The sequence below is a fragment of the Mesorhizobium sp. M0768 genome (assembly GCF_040320195.1).
Lineage (GTDB): Bacteria > Pseudomonadota > Alphaproteobacteria > Rhizobiales > Rhizobiaceae > Mesorhizobium.
Genome location: NZ_JAMYPD010000062.1, coordinates 1 through 16618 on the forward strand (window position 1 = coordinate 1; position 16618 = coordinate 16618).

The 16618-nt window shown below is 64.0% G+C and carries 20 protein-coding genes; 7 read left to right on the forward strand and 13 right to left on the reverse strand.

Annotation, left to right across the window (positions count from 1 at the left end; all coding sequences use genetic code 11):
- Positions 1-193: 193 nt before the first annotated feature.
- Positions 194-481, reverse strand: a complete 288-nt coding sequence (locus NKI08_RS33580; RefSeq protein ID WP_352501220.1) for a hypothetical protein — start codon at positions 479-481, stop codon at positions 194-196.
- A 260-nt stretch (positions 482-741) separates the two neighbouring features.
- Here NKI08_RS33580 and NKI08_RS33585 point away from each other — a divergent pair, with 260 nt between their 5' ends.
- Positions 742-2739, forward strand: a complete 1998-nt coding sequence (locus NKI08_RS33585; protein WP_352775640.1) for an AI-2E family transporter — start codon at positions 742-744, stop codon at positions 2737-2739.
- A gap of 124 nt (positions 2740-2863) precedes the next feature.
- On the opposite strand, the gene NKI08_RS33590 is transcribed toward NKI08_RS33585, so the two are convergent.
- From NKI08_RS33590 to NKI08_RS33630, 9 genes are all read right to left on the reverse strand, one after another.
- Entirely contained in the window at positions 2864-3799 is a 936-nt protein-coding gene (locus NKI08_RS33590; protein WP_023675663.1) for a phosphatidate cytidylyltransferase, read from the reverse strand.
- Between the two features lie 22 nt (positions 3800-3821).
- Positions 3822-4484 carry a lysophospholipid acyltransferase family protein gene (locus tag NKI08_RS33595; protein ID WP_352775642.1) on the reverse strand — a complete coding sequence of 221 codons (663 nt, stop codon included), beginning with the start codon at positions 4482-4484 and terminating at the stop codon, positions 3822-3824.
- 8 nt (positions 4485-4492) lie between these two features.
- Positions 4493-4921, reverse strand: a complete 429-nt coding sequence (locus tag NKI08_RS33600; protein ID WP_352472129.1) for a hypothetical protein — start codon at positions 4919-4921, stop codon at positions 4493-4495.
- Positions 4918-6264, reverse strand: a complete 1347-nt coding sequence (locus tag NKI08_RS33605; protein ID WP_352775645.1) for a phosphatase PAP2/dual specificity phosphatase family protein — start codon at positions 6262-6264, stop codon at positions 4918-4920. Before NKI08_RS33605 ends, NKI08_RS33600 begins: the two co-directional genes overlap by 4 nt.
- A 2-nt stretch (positions 6265-6266) precedes the next feature.
- On the reverse strand, positions 6267-8054 hold the full coding sequence (locus tag NKI08_RS33610) for a bifunctional alpha/beta hydrolase/class I SAM-dependent methyltransferase (protein WP_352775646.1): 1788 nt from the start codon (positions 8052-8054) through the stop codon (positions 6267-6269).
- A 26-nt stretch (positions 8055-8080) separates the two neighbouring features.
- Positions 8081-8683: a CDP-alcohol phosphatidyltransferase family protein gene (locus NKI08_RS33615; protein ID WP_352775648.1), complete on the reverse strand. Its 603-nt coding sequence runs from the start codon at positions 8681-8683 to the stop codon at positions 8081-8083.
- Between the two features lie 109 nt (positions 8684-8792).
- The gene (locus NKI08_RS33620; protein ID WP_352775650.1) at positions 8793-9470 is read right to left on the reverse strand and encodes a hypothetical protein; all 678 of its coding nucleotides are present in this window, start codon (positions 9468-9470) and stop codon (positions 8793-8795) included.
- Between the two features lie 63 nt (positions 9471-9533).
- The gene (locus NKI08_RS33625; RefSeq protein ID WP_352775653.1) at positions 9534-10055 is read right to left on the reverse strand and encodes an Hsp20/alpha crystallin family protein; all 522 of its coding nucleotides are present in this window, start codon (positions 10053-10055) and stop codon (positions 9534-9536) included.
- Positions 10056-10084: 29 nt separating this feature from the next.
- On the reverse strand, positions 10085-10561 hold the full coding sequence (locus tag NKI08_RS33630; protein ID WP_352775656.1) for an Hsp20 family protein: 477 nt from the start codon (positions 10559-10561) through the stop codon (positions 10085-10087).
- 345 nt (positions 10562-10906) lie between these two features.
- Between NKI08_RS33630 and NKI08_RS33635 the strand changes: the two genes are divergently transcribed.
- Positions 10907-11119 carry a hypothetical protein gene (locus NKI08_RS33635; protein ID WP_245274651.1) on the forward strand — a complete coding sequence of 71 codons (213 nt, stop codon included), beginning with the start codon at positions 10907-10909 and terminating at the stop codon, positions 11117-11119.
- Positions 11120-11256: 137 nt separating this feature from the next.
- Positions 11257-11520, forward strand: a complete 264-nt coding sequence (locus tag NKI08_RS33640; protein ID WP_352501214.1) for a DUF982 domain-containing protein — start codon at positions 11257-11259, stop codon at positions 11518-11520.
- A gap of 114 nt (positions 11521-11634) precedes the next feature.
- Here the strand turns inward: NKI08_RS33640 and NKI08_RS33645 are convergent, their stop codons facing one another.
- On the reverse strand, positions 11635-11904 hold the full coding sequence (locus NKI08_RS33645) for an usg protein (protein ID WP_352457304.1): 270 nt from the start codon (positions 11902-11904) through the stop codon (positions 11635-11637).
- A 339-nt stretch (positions 11905-12243) separates the two neighbouring features.
- On the opposite strand from NKI08_RS33645, the gene NKI08_RS33650 reads away from it, so the two are divergent.
- The 4 genes from NKI08_RS33650 (at position 12244) to NKI08_RS34835 (ending at position 15192) form a co-directional block, all read left to right on the forward strand.
- A complete protein-coding gene (locus NKI08_RS33650; protein WP_352457303.1) occupies positions 12244-12558 on the forward strand; it encodes a co-chaperone GroES in 315 nt (104 codons plus the stop codon).
- A 57-nt stretch (positions 12559-12615) separates the two neighbouring features.
- A complete protein-coding gene (gene groL, locus NKI08_RS33655; RefSeq protein WP_352501213.1) occupies positions 12616-14247 on the forward strand; it encodes a chaperonin GroEL in 1632 nt (543 codons plus the stop codon).
- Between the two features lie 103 nt (positions 14248-14350).
- Entirely contained in the window at positions 14351-14566 is a 216-nt protein-coding gene (locus tag NKI08_RS33660) for a hypothetical protein (protein ID WP_352472116.1), read from the forward strand.
- Positions 14563-15192 carry a DUF982 domain-containing protein gene (locus NKI08_RS34835; protein WP_502899701.1) on the forward strand — a complete coding sequence of 210 codons (630 nt, stop codon included), beginning with the start codon at positions 14563-14565 and terminating at the stop codon, positions 15190-15192. Before NKI08_RS33660 ends, NKI08_RS34835 begins: the two co-directional genes overlap by 4 nt.
- A gap of 196 nt (positions 15193-15388) precedes the next feature.
- Here NKI08_RS34835 and NKI08_RS33670 read toward each other — a convergent pair whose 3' ends face one another.
- Together NKI08_RS33670 and NKI08_RS33675 are read right to left on the reverse strand one after the other, a co-directional pair.
- Positions 15389-15886, reverse strand: coding sequence for a GNAT family N-acetyltransferase (locus tag NKI08_RS33670; protein WP_352775661.1), 498 nt, complete (start codon positions 15884-15886; stop codon positions 15389-15391).
- A gap of 90 nt (positions 15887-15976) precedes the next feature.
- Entirely contained in the window at positions 15977-16345 is a 369-nt protein-coding gene (locus NKI08_RS33675) for an endonuclease domain-containing protein (protein ID WP_352472114.1), read from the reverse strand.
- Positions 16346-16618 lie beyond the last annotated feature (273 nt).

Consider the following 16618-nt stretch of genomic DNA (forward strand, 5'->3'; position numbering starts at 1 on the left):
TGGCGCCACATCGGTCACCTCGTTGAAACGATCGAGGCAACCGAATGCAACAACTACTTCGCAAACGCCGGCTACGCTTCCATCAAAACGTGAAAGGCTCTAGGCACCCGCCGGTATGAGTGCGGACTGGAAGGTCGCGAAAGGGCCGCCCGCCCTTTCGCTTGGCCCATTTCGCTTGGCAAGAAGCCGACGGTTACTTGTTGAGCTGCTTGGCCATCTTGCAGAAGTCGGCATGCATCTTGGCAATGCCTGCGTCGCTGCATTCCTTCAACATCATGGCCCGGTCGCTCGTGGACATGGCCATCCATGCCGCCTTGAATTCGGCTTCCGACTTCATGGTCTTCATGCCGGCGTCGGTGAAGAAGGGCGTCATTTTCTGCGGATCGTCGAGCGCCGAAGTGCCAGTGGCACCGGCGGCAAGCGCTGCGCCGGTCATCATCGAAAGGGCCATCGCGCCCATGCAAAGCGTCTTGAAGTTCATGATCATTCCTCCTGAGCTGCTGCTTTGAGGTTGTCCATCAGCGATCTACGAAGGAACGGTGTTTTGACCCAAAAGTTCCACGTTCTGGCGCAGACATGGAACAGGATTGCCCGTGACGTCATTAATGCAAAAAATTCTACCATGACTGAATTTGCCGCGCTGCCGACCAGGGCAATCGGCGTCCAGCTGGGTGAGACGCTGCGAAGTTGCAGGCCGGCTCAATATGCCCGATCATGGCGACGGCGGAGCGGAGGTATCAAGTGGCGGCAAATCGTCGAAACGACGCGCACCTGTCGGAGCCCCGGCGGGCGGGCATCGTTTCCGCGGCCAGGGCGCTTCCGCGCACATCGTTGCCCAGCGTAGCGTCGGTCGTGACGGCCGTCGCGGCGCTCTATTTCGGGCGCGAGGTCTTTCTGCCGATCGCAATCGCGCTGCTGCTTACCTTTGCGCTCGTGCCCATGGTGTCGGCACTCAAGCGAGCCGGCATTCCGCGTCTTCCGGCCGTGATCGCCAGTGTGCTCGGCGCATTCACCGTGCTGGCGCTGTTCTCCTTCATCGTCGCCACGCAGGTCAGTGAACTGGCGCAGAACATTCCGCTCTACCAGGCGAATATCCTGACCAAGGTCCGGTCGCTCAAGGAAACCGGCGTCGGCGGCGGCATCGTTTCCAGATTGAGCCGGGTGATCGAACGCGTCGGCCAGGAACTCGACAGACCCGAGCCCGTACAACCCGCCGCCGATCAGCCTCCGCGGGAACCGATCCCGGTCGAAATCGTCGCGCGCGAACGACCGCTCGAGGTCCTCCAGAATCTGATCGGCCCGCTGCTGAGCCCGCTGGCATCGGCCGGACTGATCGTCGTGGTCGTCATATTCATGCTGCTCGAGCGGGAGGACCTGCGCGATCGCTTCATACGCCTCGTCGGCTACGGCGATCTGCATCGAACCACCGAGGCGCTGCAGGATGCCGGCAAGCGCGTCGGCCGCTATCTGCTCATGCAACTGGTCGTGAACATCGTCTATGCCGTCCCGATTGCAATTGGACTTTGGCTGCTGGGCATACCCAATCCATTGCTGTGGGGTTTGCTGGCGCTGGCGCTGCGCTTCGTTCCCTATATCGGCCCGGTCATCGCGACGCTGTTGCCTCTGTTCTTGGCGCTTGCCGTGGCGCCCGGCTGGTCGCTCGTGCTCTGGACCGCAGGGCTTTTCGTCGTGGTCGAACTGATCACCGGCAACGTGATCGAACCCTGGCTCTACGGCTCGCGCACCGGGCTGTCGCCATTGGCCATCATCGTTGCGGCGATATTCTGGACCTGGCTCTGGGGGCCACTGGGCCTGGTTCTGTCGACGCCGCTCACGGTCTGCCTCGTCGTGCTCGGCCGCCATGTGCCGCAGTTCGAATTCCTCGACGTTCTGTTCGGCAACGAACCCGTGCTCGAACCGCACGCCCGGCTTTACCAGCGGCTGTTGGCCGGCGATCCCGAGGAAGCGACGGACCATGCCGAGGAGATGCTGGACGAAGAATATCTGGTCGAGTTCTACGACAAGGTCGCGATCCCCGCACTTCTGCTCGGCGAGCAGGACCGGGTGCGTGGTGTGCTGAGCGACGAGCAAAGACAGCAGGTCGCGGGCAGCGCGCTGACGATGGTGGCGAACCTCGACGACAGCGCGCAGGAGGAGGCGGAAGCGGACGACACGGCCGCGGCCGAGGACAACGGCTCACGCGAGGACAGGCACGTTCAGGGGGAGGTTCAGGGCGAGGAGTACACCGAACTGCCGGATGGCACGGGCATGTCGGTGCTGTGCGGCGGCGGGCGCGGCGAACTCGACGACGCGGCGGCCGCCATGCTGGCCCAGGTGCTCGAAGTCCAGGGCGCTACGGTGTTGAGAGCGAGCTTCGCCGAGATGGAACCGGGGAGCATTCGCCGCCTTGAGCTCGACGCCGTCGATAGTGTCGTCATCGGATTTTTGAACCGGGATTCCGTCAAGCACGGGCGGTTCCTGGTCCGTCGGCTGAAACGCACCAAACCAAGGTTGCGAGTGGGCATCGTGTTGTGGTCGGAAGCCGACAGCGACAACCAGGAGGCAGATGCCAGATTGGCCAACGAGATCAACGCCGATTTCGTCGCACATGGCATGGTAGACGCGGTGCTCGGTGCGTTGTCCAGCGCTCCGCCGGTGGCGCTGAAGACCACCGCCAAACGCCGCATGCGCCGTCTGACGCCGGCGCGCAAGAAAGAGCCGCTCGCCGCGGCAAAATGAGCGCGGCGAAGACCGCGGCAGGTCGGGTTATTACCGCTTTCGCGAAAGTGGTAATAACGAAACGGCTCAGGTCATCTTCGCAAGGTCGCCCTGAACCGTCCGCCGCGGCAAACGGCGCCAACCTTCATACAGTCCAGAAATAGCGCACCGTATGGAAGAAGACCGGGGCGGCGAAGACCAGGCTGTCGGCACGGTCCATCATGCCACCATGGCCTTCGATCAGATGGCCCCAGTCCTTGACGCCCTGATCGCGCTTGATGGCGGAGGCGACCAGCCCGCCAAGGAAGCCCATCAGGCAGGCGATGAAGGCGACGCCGGCTGCCTGCAGCGGCGAGAACGGCGTCAGGAACGACAGCAGCGCGCCGAGCAGGCTCGATGCCGCCAGCCCGCCGACCAGCCCCTCCCAGGTCTTCGACGGCGAGACCGTCGGCGCCAGGAGATGCCGGCCGAACAGCTTGCCGAAAATATATTGCAGCACGTCGCTGCCTTGCACGGTGATGATCAGGAAAGCGATCAGCAACAGGTTGCGGCCTTCGAAGCCTGGCACTTCGAGCGTCAGCAGCGCCGGCACGTGGCTGACGCAGTAGACCGAAATCATCACCGCCCATTGCTGCGCCGAGACGCGCTCGAGAAAGCGTTCGGTGTCGCCGTGCAGCGCGGTGATCGCCGGCATCAGCAGGAAGCAGTAGACCGGGATGAAGATGGTGAACAGGCCATACCAGGCGGTCCACACCAACCAGTACTGGAACGGGATGACGATGCCGAACATACCGAGCAGCACCCAGTGGTCGCTGCGGCGGCTGTGCGTCAGCGTCACGAATTCGCGCAACGCGGCGAACGAAATCAGCGCGAACAGGATGGTCATGCCGGGGCGGCCGAAGAAGAAGGCGACGGTGATCGCCACCACCATCACCCACCAGGCATTGATGCGCTGGGTGAGGTTGACCAGCGTCGGCGACAACGGCTTTGGCGCGCGCCATGACAAGACGCCGGCGACGACGCTGGCGCTGATCAGCACCGCCAGCAGGCCGACAATCAGAATGAGGGTTTCGTGCATCATCGGCAGCATTTTGCCTTGGTCCTCAATCGTCTCGCTGCGGCCGGGGGTTCAGCGCCAGCAGCGTTTCGCGGGCGCGGTCGAGAAAGGCGCGGCGTTCCTCACCCGGTTGAATGGCGATCGGGGCGCCGAACACGACGCGGCAAAGCAGCGGCACCGGCACGAATTGGCCCTTGGGCAGCACCCGCGACATGTTCTCGATCCAGCACGGGATGAGCTCGACATCGGGCCGCGCCATCGACAGATTGTAGAGGCCGGAGCGGAACGGCAGCAGCGGTTCGTCGGTCATGTTGCGCGTGCCTTCGGGAAACAGGATCAGCGAGTGGCCCTGGTCGAGCACCGACAGCATGATCGAGATCGGGTGCTGCGTTTCATCCGTCCACTGCCGGTGGATCAGCACGGAAGACAGCATGTCCTCGGCAATGAAACGGCGCAGCCGCGACTTGCTCCAATAATCGGCGGCCGCCACCGCATGGGTACGGGCGCGTTCCTTCTCGCTGAGGCAGGCCGACAGCAGGATGAAATCGCCGTGGCTGGCATGGTTGGCGAAGTAGATGCGCTGCCGGTCCGATGGCTGGCTGCCGTTCCAGATCGGCCGCACGCCGGTGACCACCCAGGCCAGTGCCGACAGGCCGACCGAGGTCACCGTCTGCAGCAGGGTGTAGGTGCTGACGCGAAGCTTTGTCATGGACGGGCTCAAAAGAATGCCGCGACGACCGAGGCCGCCGCGAACAGGCTGAAGGCGATACGCTGCTTGGCGAGCAGACGGCGCGTGCCGGCCATCCGCTGGTCGAGCGAGCGGCCACCGGCCGCCGTGGGTTTCAGCCGCATGCGCGCCAGCAGGTCGTCGATCGCCGCACCGCCGCCTGCCTCGCTGGCGTGGCTGGCCATCAGCCGGAACAGCAGCGCGTCGAACAAAAGCAGGGCCGAGAGAATGATTGTGGCTATGGCACCCGCGGCGGCGATCAGCCAGGCCGCCGCGGACAGCGACGATGTTTGCGGCGCAGTCGCCAGGCCGATGACCGGTGCCGCCAGCAAGGCAGCAGCAATCAACAGCAGCGGCCACGCCACCTGCACCATCAGTCCGGCGGCGAACGTCTCGGCCTTATCTCGAAAAGCGGTCATGTCGCCGCGTCCATGCCAAGATGCACAGGCCGGCCGGCGGCAGCGAGCTTGCCTCGCGCCTGATCCGGCGTGGCGGCCCGGCCGCTGGCGACCAGCCATTCGGCGACGACGGCGGCGCTGCGCTGGAAGCCGAGCGCACAGCAGACCAGCACCGTGCCCTGGCCCCGCGCCGTCTCGATCGCCGCCACCGCTTGCGCACGCGCCTCGCGAGACGGCGGCAAAAGGTCGACCATGGGCAGGCTCAACCAGCGGATCGAGGCGCCACGCGGCCGTTCCAATTCGCCGGCAAGGTCGATCACCGTGCCGAAGGCGTCGGCCTCGGCGGCGGTCGGAAAACGGCCAAGCGAAACACCGTCGGCGATGACGATCTGCGCCGGGAGCTTTCGCGTCCATGCCCACACATTGACCTTGGCGGCAACCCGGTAGGGCCACAGCAGAAGACGGCTGGCCAGCGACACGCCGCCATCGGCTGTTTTCTGGAACACCTTGGCGCCGGCGCCGGCATAGGCCAAAGCGACTATGGCCAGCGCCAGTGCCGGCCACAACAGGATGAGCCACAGCGCCGAGACCAATGCGCCGGCGGCAGCGCCGGCCAGCGCAAAGGCTGCGCCAAGCGCATAGAACAGCGCCAGGAGCCGCGCTTTCGGGTCCGCGGTCAGGCGGAAGCCGGCGAAAGGCAAGGCGCCGTCGCGCGGAAACAGCCACAGCGCGAAAAGACCGAGCAGCGCGCCGGTCGGAATGTCGATGAAATGGTGCTGCCACGTCGTCAGCACCGAGGCGCCGATCAGGAAACACCAGGTATGCCAGGCGACGCCGGCGATGCCGGCCAATCTGTGACGCCAATGGTCCCAGATGATGACCAGCAGCGCGATATGCAGCGACGGCGCCTGGTTGAAGGGTTTGTCGAAGCCGCCGAGTACGGCGAACATGAAGCCGGGCAGACCGCTCGTCTGCGGGCGCACGAACGTGGCAGTCAGCGGGAACAGGATGAAGCAGGCGACGGCAACGATCTGTGCCGTCAGATAGCGGCCGGCGAGGCGGTCGACGCCGCTCTTCGAATTGTTCAACAGCAGCGACAAGCCGTAGAACAGGTTGATCGACCAGTAGGGCACGATCGTCCAAGCAAGGAACGGGATGCCGCGCTCCCAGCCAAAGACGATGCTGCCGACGTCGTCGCGCCGCGACGCCAGCCAATTGGCGAAGCCGTAGGTGGCGTAGAAGAACGGCGCCAGAACTGCCAGCCACAATGCGGCGCGCAGGACGATCCCGGGATACGGCTCGCGTGGCAAGGCCGGAAGGGCAGCGGCACCGCGAGGAGGTGAGGCACAGGCAGGCAGGTCCATGCTCAGACGCGCCGCGCGACCGAAACGGTGAAGATGCCCCACTGGTCGATGCGCTGGTCGAGCTTCTCGAAGCCGGCGGCCGCCACCAGCTGGTCCATCTCGGCCTGCGTGCGGCGGCGCATCACCCAGGCCTGGCCGCCGCGGTGCGAGGTCAGGCTGCGCGCGATCATCTCGAGCTGCGGATGCCAAGGCTGGTTGGTGTAGACCAGCAGGCTTCCGGGCTGCATGGCGCTGGCCAGTCCACCGAGCGAGCGGGCGATCATGGCATTGTCGGAAAACAATTCGTAGAGCCCCGAGACGATGGCGAGATCCGGCGCCGGGTCGAGCCCGGCCAGCAGCGTGGCGTCGAAGGCGTCACCTCGATGGAACGAGACGGTCGCCGGCAGCTGGCGCTCGGCGATCAGCTTGCGGCCGAGCGAGACGTTGAGCTCGGAGAAATCCTGCAGCCGCACGCTTGCCGGCGGCGCCGCGCCTTTCTGCACGGCATCGAGCACATAGCGGCCATGGCCGGCGGCGATATCGACGATATGGACCGGCCGGCCGGCGGCCTTGAGCGTCTCAACGGCGCTGCCGATCAGCTCCTCCAGATGCAGCTTGCGCTGGCGGATGCCGCGCCAGCCGACGGCATCGAGAAAGGTGCGGTCGATCATGCGGCCGATGGGGCTGATGCCGCGCGCCTCGTTCTCATAGACATAGTCGAGCGTCGAGCCGGAATCGAAGCCGGTGGCAATCCCCGTCTTCATGCCGGACGACAGCCAGGCGCCCATGCGGATCGAGGCGCGGCTCATTGCCCAGTAGAGCCCCCTGGGAGACAGCAGCGGCAGCGGCGAGGCCAGCCGGTCGGCCTCGTCGCGTGTGTAGCCGGCGCGGTCGGCCCAGGTCAGGTCGACCGGCTCTTCCGGCGCCGCGAACTGCTTTTCGAGGAAGGGCCTGATCAGGTCGAGTGCCTTGTGGCGGTCGCGCTCGCCCAGCATGTCGTGGAAGAAGCCGGGCAGCACGTGCCGCTCCTTGGCCGGGCTCGCCAGATTGACGAAGAATTCGTGCTGCGGTCCATGCCGCACCACCCAGTCGCTGCCGGAGATCAGAAGCTGTGTCGGCACGGTGATGGCGCGGGCGTCGGCGACGATGCGCGCGGCATGATCGTAGAGCTCGACCAGGATGTTGGAGGCGATCGGCCGGGTGATCAGCGGGTCGGCGTCGAAGGAGGCGATGCGCTCGGGGTCATGCGTCAGGAATTTCGCCTTGACGTAGGAATTGACGAAGAAGCGGCCCTTCAGCTTCTGCCACAACGCAATGCCTTGCTTGGCGAAGGGTACGTAGAGCTTGACCGAGAAGGCCGGCGAGGCCAGCACCAGGGCGCGAATGTCAGGCGCATAGTCATGCACCCAGGCGGCGGCAAGCACGGCGCCGAAGGATTGCGCGATCAGCGCGATGTCGCGCCGGGCAAAGCCGTCGCTGCTGATCTCGCGCACGAAGCAATCGATGTCGCGCACCAGCGCCGCAAACGACGGCGCATAGCCGCGTTCGCCGGCGGAGCGGCCATTGCCGCGCGCGTCCCAGGCATAGAAGGCGTGATCGGGCATCTGCAGCTCGTCGACCAGATGCGCCATGCGGCCGCCATGCTCGTGGCCGCGATGGAACAGCAGGATGGCGCCCTTGCGGTTTTCCGACAGCGCCGGCCAATAGCGGTAGAAGATCTCGGTGCCGTCATGGCTCTTGAAGCTGCGCTCCTGCGCCACCCGCTCGATATTGGCTGAAGCCACTGCGGCAACCGTCTGTTGGTGAAGCATGTTGTTCTCCCTGGCGAGACCGGAATTCAGCTGCCGCTCCCGTTAAGGCCGCTGCGTATCCGGTTGATGGCGGTCGCCAGCGAGAGTGTAGCCATGGCCGGAAACACGAGCGGCGTGAGCGCCGGGACCCACAGGCCGGACGCGATAAGCACGGCGAGGATGCCGAGCGCCAGCGCCCGGTCGCTTTTGCCGAACGGGCCGGCATAGTTGCGCCCGGTTCCGGCGGCGATGCCGAGCACGCCGGCGAACTCAGTGATCATAGCCGCGATCGCAAATGCAACGACGCCCCAGGCAGGAAAAATGACGGCAAAGGCCAGGATCAAAGCGAGATCGGAGACAACATCGCAGAGCTCGTTGAGATACATGCCGAGCTTCGAGGCCTGGCCATGTTCCCTCGCGAGCATGCCGTCGATGGCGTTCAGCGCCATTCGCGTAAACAGCACGAGCGGCATCAGCAGAAAGACCACGCGGTGGCCGGCAAGGGCTGCCACCACAAGGCCGGTGGCGAGCGAGAGGGCAGCGGCCAGCAGCGTGATCTGGTTGGCGGTGACGCCGGCCCTGGCCAGGCCGTCGGCAAGCGGCCGCAGCCTGGCCTGGAAGGCCGGTTTCAGCGCATAAAGCGTCGGCATGTGCGAACCCCCCGGCCGCGGTGCAAAGTGATGTTGGCGAGGATGGTCAATTGGCGCGCAAGACGCAAGGGCGGCGCCTGCCACTTTTCGACATCCGGATATGTCGGCGCTAGCTTTCCCTGCCATTGTCGCCCGGGAACCGTGCGGGCAAGCTTTCTTCGGCCGCCGCCCAGGCGCGACTATGATAGCGCCGCAGGATGAGAATGCATGTCGCGAAGACCGCCAGCCCGCAAATCACGCCGGGCGACATGCCCCCGCCGAAAGCGGACTTAACAACGATGCCGGTGAAGACGCCGGCAATGGCGCCGTTGATCGTGCCCACCATCCCCGCGGTGGTCATGAAATATTGCAGCGGCGAGGGTCTGAGGCCCTTGTCGACCAGCACCGCCGAGGGGTCGTCATGCGTGGAATTGACGAGGTATCTTTGCAGGACCGGCGCCAGTTCGACGAAATAGTGGCGGATCCTGGCCATGCCGCGGGCATGCACCATGTCCTCGATGGCAACCTGCACCGCGCGCACAAAGGTGACCAGTCCGATGAAGAAAAGGCAAGGCAGCAAGATCAGGCTGAACAACACGAACGGCCTGCCCATCTCCGTGACCTGCGCGACGAAGGACAAGGCAATCGTTGCGCTTGAGACCGAGGTCAGGAACAGATCGGCTCTCTGGTTCGCTTCCTGAATGGTCGCGGCGCGAGCGTTTTGCAGCACGAAATGCTCGGTCGTCAGGCACTGCAGGGCGTGCTGCGCCTGGTCAGGCGGAACCGGAGCGTCGGGAGAACGGGTCATCGACATTTGCCCGCTTCTGCCCGCCGGAACCGGCAGGCAGAAGGGGTGTCGTCCTAAGAGCCGTCAGGACTTGCCGTCGCCGCCGGTGATGGCGATACGCTTGGCCTTTGCCTGGGCGCGCTCCGTCTTGGGCAGCGTCACGCTGAGCACACCGTTCCGGAACGCGGCGTTCACCTTGTCTTCGTCGACTTCGTAGCCGAGCGGGATACGCCGCTCGAAACGGCCATAGAAGCGTTCGGAGAACTGCCTGTCCTTGTCCTCGGTCTCTTCGCGCTTCTCGCCGCGCAGCGTCAGCACACCGTCATCGAGCAGCAGCTCGACGTCCTTCTCGTCCATGCCGGGGATCTCGGCGGTGACGCGGATCTCCTTTTCACTGTCGGAGATTTCGACACTCGGCCAGCTGGCGCGGGCAGCGGAGAAGCCACCGAGCGACGGCAGCCTCGCGTCGAAGCCGCGGAACGCCTCGTCGAACAGGCGGTTCATTTCGCGATGCAGCGTCAGGAAGGGATCGCCGTCGCCGTTGCGGAACAGGCTGGGGGCCTGATTGTTCTCCCGGCCCCAGGGAATGAGATCACGAATAGCCATTGCATAGTCTCCTTTCTCGACTGGTGCATTCAGGCAGCCCGCTTGTTTGTTTCGCCCTGCGCGACCTTCGGCCCGGTCTTCGGCGAGGCGACATCGGTCGCGATGGCGATGCGCCGAGGCTTCATCTCCTCTGGCACCTCACGTACCAGATCGATGCTGAGCAGGCCGTTGTCGAGCGAGGCGCCTGCGACCTTGACGTGATCGGCAAGCTCGAAACGGCGGGTAAAGGGCCGTGTGGCGAGGCCATGATGCAGATACTCCGCGTTGTCCGGCTCCTTGTGCTGGCCGGAGACAATGAGGAGGTTGGGTTCATGGGTGATTTCGAGGTCGTCCTCGGAAAACCCGGCTACGGCGATGGTGACGCGGTAGTTGTTCTCGCCGCTGCGCGCGATGTCATAGGGCGGCCAGGCGTCGAAGGCCTGCGGAGCATTTTCCAGCAGGTTGAAGACGCGGTCGAAGCCGATGCTCGACCGATAGAGCGGGGAAAAGTCGAATGCGGTTCTCATAGCTACATCCTGCATCGAGCAACATAGATACGAGGGGCGCCAAAGAGCTGGCGCTCCCTGGTTCCGCCGGCCCCATTTCGGCGACCGGTGCCTTCGATCTGGTTATTGTCCGCCGCAAGTCAAGACCCGGTGGCTCTCGCGTTGCCGGTTTTTCGGGCCGGTTTTCGGTCGGTTCGGCGAGGCTGCCAATCTCGCCACAAGTGGGGAGATGTCCGGCACGAGATTGCCTGTCTGGTTTCAATTGCCAACGCTGACTTCCCCGGCCGGTTATTGTCTGCAGCAGGTCAAGACCCAGATTTCTTGTGTTGCCGGGCCCGTTCCCGGCACTCGCAGATGGAGCTGACCATGACACGCGACGAGATCATTTCTGTGCTGGGCCCGGTCGACGAAGCCGTGATCGCCGACATTGCGGCGACGGACGGGACGGTCCAGGAATTGCGCGAGGCCCTGGCCTGGATCGCCGCCGACGAGGCGCTGGTGAACGAGGGCCGACCGCTGCCGACGGCAAGGGTAGCGACGCTGATCGAACTGCTGCAAGGGCCGGACGAGGAGGAATAACCGGCTGTTGCCGCGATGCTCTTGAACCGCGCAAAGGGACGAACCATGTCCTTCAGCGGCGCCGGCCGGCCGCCGGTGCCGCCAGCATAACGTTGCTTGCTCAAACAAGAAGACGATCAGAAAACAAGGAGGAAGTGATGGACGACGTCCGCTTCGCCGAGCCGATCACGTTGAAATTCCAATCGAGCGAGCGCAAGGTCGCCAGCAGTTGGGAAGCCATCGAATGCATGCGCCAGCAGTGGCCGGACCGTGCACGCGGCCGGAGCTGGCGCGCCGCCTATCGGACCTGCCGCGACGCGCTCGACGGCTGGCGCACCGCGCGTGATGCGCGCAAGGCCTTCGTCAGGGCGGCGCGCAAGGCTGGATTGCTCGCCCGCAAGCCTGTCGACCACGCCGGCTAGTCCGGACGCCCTCCGATATTGTGAGATCCAAAACAAGTGGGGGAGAGTCAGCTACCTCTTTCCCCCGCTTCGGAGGCACTTTGTTTGCTGTCTGGCGGCAGATCGGCTTGCTCCTCAGTGGACGGTGATAATGCCGTTTACGGCCCGCCATTCGGACGGTTGGATCAGACGGTGATGAGCCACGCGCACCGAATGTAGCGGGCCTTCGATCTCGCGCTCCCAGAAATCGAGGAAATGCTTCAGCGTCGGGAAATCAGGGGCGATATCGTATTCCTGCCAGATATAGAGCTGAAGCAGGCTTCGATGATCGGGCAGACGGTAGTGGATCTCCGCCGTGGTGAGGCCAAACCCTTGCATCTGGAGCTGAAAGTCCCTGCTGGTCATGCAATCCTTCCTTTCCCAATGAACCTCGGTCTGCAAAACGCCTCGCCTTCCACATAGGTTCCAGCCGCCGGCAAGCGGCTCAGGAGACGGACAGATTTGGAAATCCGGCCGGGTCATCGCGCCGGAAACGGCGAATGTGCGAACAATTACAGCGTATTGGCACTCTCAGGCGTCGAGTGCTAAAATTTTTGCATGATCCTCTTGAAAGCTGAAAAAAGCGCGACTAGTTCGTATGCGCGCGATGCCTGAAGAAGAGATCGCGCACCCCGTGCCGGGCCGATATTGCCGGTCCGGTCAGGAGGATGTTCGAAAATCTGTTTGTCCCGAGAGGAGAACGACATGGCGTTCCGTCCATTGCATGACCGCATCCTGGTCCGCCGCATCGAGGTCGACGAAAAGACCGCGGGCGGCATCATCATCCCCGACACCGCCAAGGAGAAGCCGCAGGAGGGCGAGGTCATTGCCGCCGGTCCGGGCGCGCGCGACGACAGCGGCCAATTGCAGCCGCTCGACGTCAAGGTCGGCGACCGCATTTTGTTCGGCAAATGGTCCGGCACCGAGATCAAGCTCAATGGCGAGGATCTGCTCATCATGAAAGAGAGCGACGTGCTGGGCGTGATCGAAGCCACGGGCGAAATGAAGAAGGCTGCCTGAGCGGGGTCTGAACAAGCATTCCAGTCAACGAAAAGCTGCCTATCGAGGAGTGTTCCAATGGCTGCCAAAGATGTGAAATTTCATACCGAAGCCCGCGAGAAGATGTTACGCGGTGTCGATATGCTTGCCAATGCGGTGAAGGTGACGCTCGGTCCCAAGGGCCGCAACGTTGTCTTCGACAAATCGTTCGGCGCGCCGCGCATCACCAAGGACGGCGTGACGGTGGCAAAAGAGATCGAGCTCGAGGACAAGTTCGAGAACATGGGCGCTCAGATGGTCCGCGAAGTTGCTTCGAAGACCAGCGACACCGCAGGCGATGGCACCACGACCGCGACGATTCTTGCTCAGGCCATTGTCAGGGAAGGGGCCAAGGCGGTCGCTGCCGGCATGAACCCGATGGATTTGAAGCGCGGCATCGACAAGGCGGTCGACGCCGTGGTCGCCGACCTGAAATCCAATGCCCGCAAGGTGACCAGGAACGACGAAATCGCTCAGGTCGGCGCCATCTCTGCCAATGGCGATGCCGAGATCGGCCGCTTCCTCGCAGAGGCGATGGAAAAGGTTGGCAATGAGGGTGTCATCACGGTCGAGGAAGCCAAGACCGCCGAGACCGAGCTCGAAGTCGTCGAAGGCATGCAGTTCGACCGTGGGTACCTCTCGCCCTATTTCATCACCAATCAGGATAAGATGCGCGTCGAACTCGAAGAACCCTATGTGCTGATCCACGAGAAGAAGCTGTCCAACCTGCAGGCCATGCTTCCTGTGCTCGAAGCCGCCGTGCAATCCGGCAAGCCGCTGTTGATCATCGCCGAGGACGTCGAGGGCGAGGCGCTGGCGACGCTGGTCGTCAACAAGCTGCGCGGCGGCCTGAAGGTCGCGGCCGTCAAGGCACCGGGCTTCGGCGATCGCCGCAAGGCCATGCTGGAGGATATTGCCATCCTGACCGGCGGCACGGCGATCTCGGAGGACCTCGGCATCAAGCTCGAGAACGTCACACTGGAGATGCTCGGCCGCGCCAAGAAGGTGCTGATCGAGAAGGAGAACACCACCATCGTCGACGGCGCCGGCCGCAAGGATGAAATCCATGCGCGCATCAGCCAGATCAAGGCGCAGATCGAGGAAACCACCTCCGACTACGACCGCGAAAAGCTGCAGGAGCGGTTGGCCAAGCTCGCCGGCGGCGTCGCCGTCATCCGTGTCGGTGGCTCGACCGAGATCGAGGTCAAGGAGCGCAAGGATCGCGTCGACGACGCCATGCACGCCACACGCGCGGCGGTTGAGGAGGGCATCCTGCCCGGCGGCGGCGTGGCGCTGTTGAGAGCGGCGAAGGCGCTCGATAATGTCGTCGTCGACAATCCCGATCAGAAGACCGGTGTCGACATCGTGCGTCGCGCCATCGAAGCGCCGGTGCGCCAGATCGCCGAGAATGCCGGCGCCGAAGGTTCGATCATCGTCGGCAAGCTGCGCGAGACGACCGACTTCGGCTATGGCTGGAACGCGCAGACCAACGAGTTCGGCGACCTCTACAGTCAAGGCGTCATCGACCCGGCCAAGGTCGTGCGCACTGCCCTGCAGGGTGCCGCCTCCGTTGCCGGCCTGCTGGTGACGACCGAGGCGATGGTGGCCGAGAAGCCGAAGAAGGAAGCTGCCGCGCCGGCCATGCCCGGCGGTGGCGGCATGGACTTCTAAGGCCAGGCTTCCAAAGCGCGACTTCGAAACGGCAGATGGACCGTGCCCGCCAAGGGCGGGCACGGTCTTGCCGGTCCGGGACTAATGCTGAGCAGGTGTTGCCATGGATATGATGGACAGTTTTGGAAAGATCGCGGCACCGACCCGCCCGAAAAACGATTTCAACTATGAAACCGACTGCAGGGCGGCGTTGGCGCCTTTGGTCGACGGCTTGCTGGATATGGCCGAGTCGGCCGGCTGGGACCGCCGCAAGGCGGCCTACACGCTGATGTTTCTGTCGGCTCAACGCGTGGGGGCCGGCACGGAGGAGCGCAAATGATCGCGGCGCGGATGCGCGAATGCCTGCGCCTGCTGCGTTGGTCGGAAACCGATTTCGCCGAAGAGGCGGGATACCCGCTCGCCAAGGCAAAGGCGTGGCTCTACGGGCGCGAACATCCGCCGCTGGGCGTGGCGGCCTGGCTCGAGGCGCTGGTCAAGGTGCATCGGCTGCTGCCGCGGCCGGGCATGCAAGCCGTATTGCATTCGCCGATCGACGCCGTCCTGCAGGCGGATCGAAGCGCCCGCGCGGTTGAGTTCCGAAAGGAGCCGATTGAGCCAGGAAAGGAGAGTGTCATGGATCGTGCTTCGTTCGACAAGCCGGTTACCATCCTCACCGGCCTCGGTACGCCGACGAAGATAGAAAGCGCGGCTGAGGCTTATGCACTTTTGGCTGAGTGGCCGGCAACGAGCCGGACGGCCGCGCATGACATCGCCGCAAAAGCGTGCCGTGCAGCACTGGAAGGAGAGATCGACGCCGAGACGGCGCGCGCCACCTTCGTCGCCTTCGCCCGCCGCAACGACCTGCTTGCGCCGCAGACGAACGGGATGGTTGCCGGCGAGAGCGTTGCTGGCGCGACGGTTGCCGATTGGGCAACGCGCGCACAGCGCGTCAACGCCCCGGCCTGAGCGGTTGGAGAAGTCGCCAATCTCCCCCCTTGAGGGGGAGATGTCGCCGAAGGCGACAGAGGGGGTCGGTACGTCCTGGCGCGACGCCATGTTGGACGAAAGAGAAAGTTGGCGCCTCACGCGCGGCTAACCCCTCTGGCCTGCCGGCCATCTCCCCCTCGAGAGGGGAGATTACGCGCTCAGCCGCTTTCGCCTACTAAGCCATCGGTAGCAGCCGGCGCATGATCAGCGAGGCATGGCCGCCCACCCCGTGTGCAGCCGGCCGGCGCTCGACGACCTCGAAGCCGTGCTTGCGATAAAAGGCGATTGCGCGGTCGTTGCCCTCGATCACTTCCAGGGCGATGCTGGGAATACCCGCATGCGCGGCAAGAACGGCATGCAGCAGGTCGGCGGCAAGGCCGGTGCCGTACTCTGTTTTGTCTATATGGAGCCGCTCGAGCATGACCTCGCCCTTGTCGTCCATCGCTGCCATCGCATAACCGGCGAGCGAGCCGTCAGCCCGCTCGGCGACGAAGGACATCTTGTTGTCATCCCCGAGCTCGGCCGCCAGCCGCTCCGGCGCGTGCTTCTCATCCGACAGCCGTGCCGTCGTCTCGGCACCCAGGACCGGCGAATAGGTGTGTCGCCAGGATTGGCCCAGCAGCCGCGACACCACCGGCACGACCTGTTCGGTCATGGTTCTTATTTGGGTCATTGGCACCTCGCCTCAGAAACCTGCCCCTTTTGAGCGGAGATGTCCGGCAAGACAGAGAGGTGCTGTCCCGCCGGCCCTGCACGGCTGAGTTCAGCGCACATCCGCGCCGGCCACCATGACTATGTGCTGGCAGACATTGTCGATATCGCGAATGACGTCGTCGTTCCAGAACCGCAGGATAGTCCAGCCCAGCGCTTCAAGCCGTGCGCTTCTGGTAGCGTCCGATATTGAGGCATCGGCCCGGGCATGCTGGGAGCCATCCAGTTCGACAATCAGCTTTTTGTCCGGGCAGGCAAAATCGACAATATGGCCTGCAATTGGCATCTGCCGCCGAAATGCCAGCCCCATGAGTCGATGCGCCCTGACCTCATTCCAGAGCTTCAGCTCGGCATCCGTCATGGCCTTGCGCATCTTGCGCGCATTGCCGCGGTTACGGGGAGGTACGGGATAGTGATTCACTACTTCTATTCCTCAGCGCGAACCTTGCCCATCTTCTCTATGCTGCGCTTGAACACCCCCCTCTGTCCTGCCGGACATCTCCCCCTCAAGGGGGGAGATTGGCAGCTTCGCCGAAAATTCTCCCTTCTTTAGAGATTGGCGAAAGCTGGAGCGACGTCCAATCTCCCCCCTGTTTGGACCGGAGACATCGCGAACAGGTGTGCGAGGACATCGCGAACAGTTTGGCGCGCTTTGCGCCGGGAGGTTCGGGATGCCATTCGAGGACACGAGCGC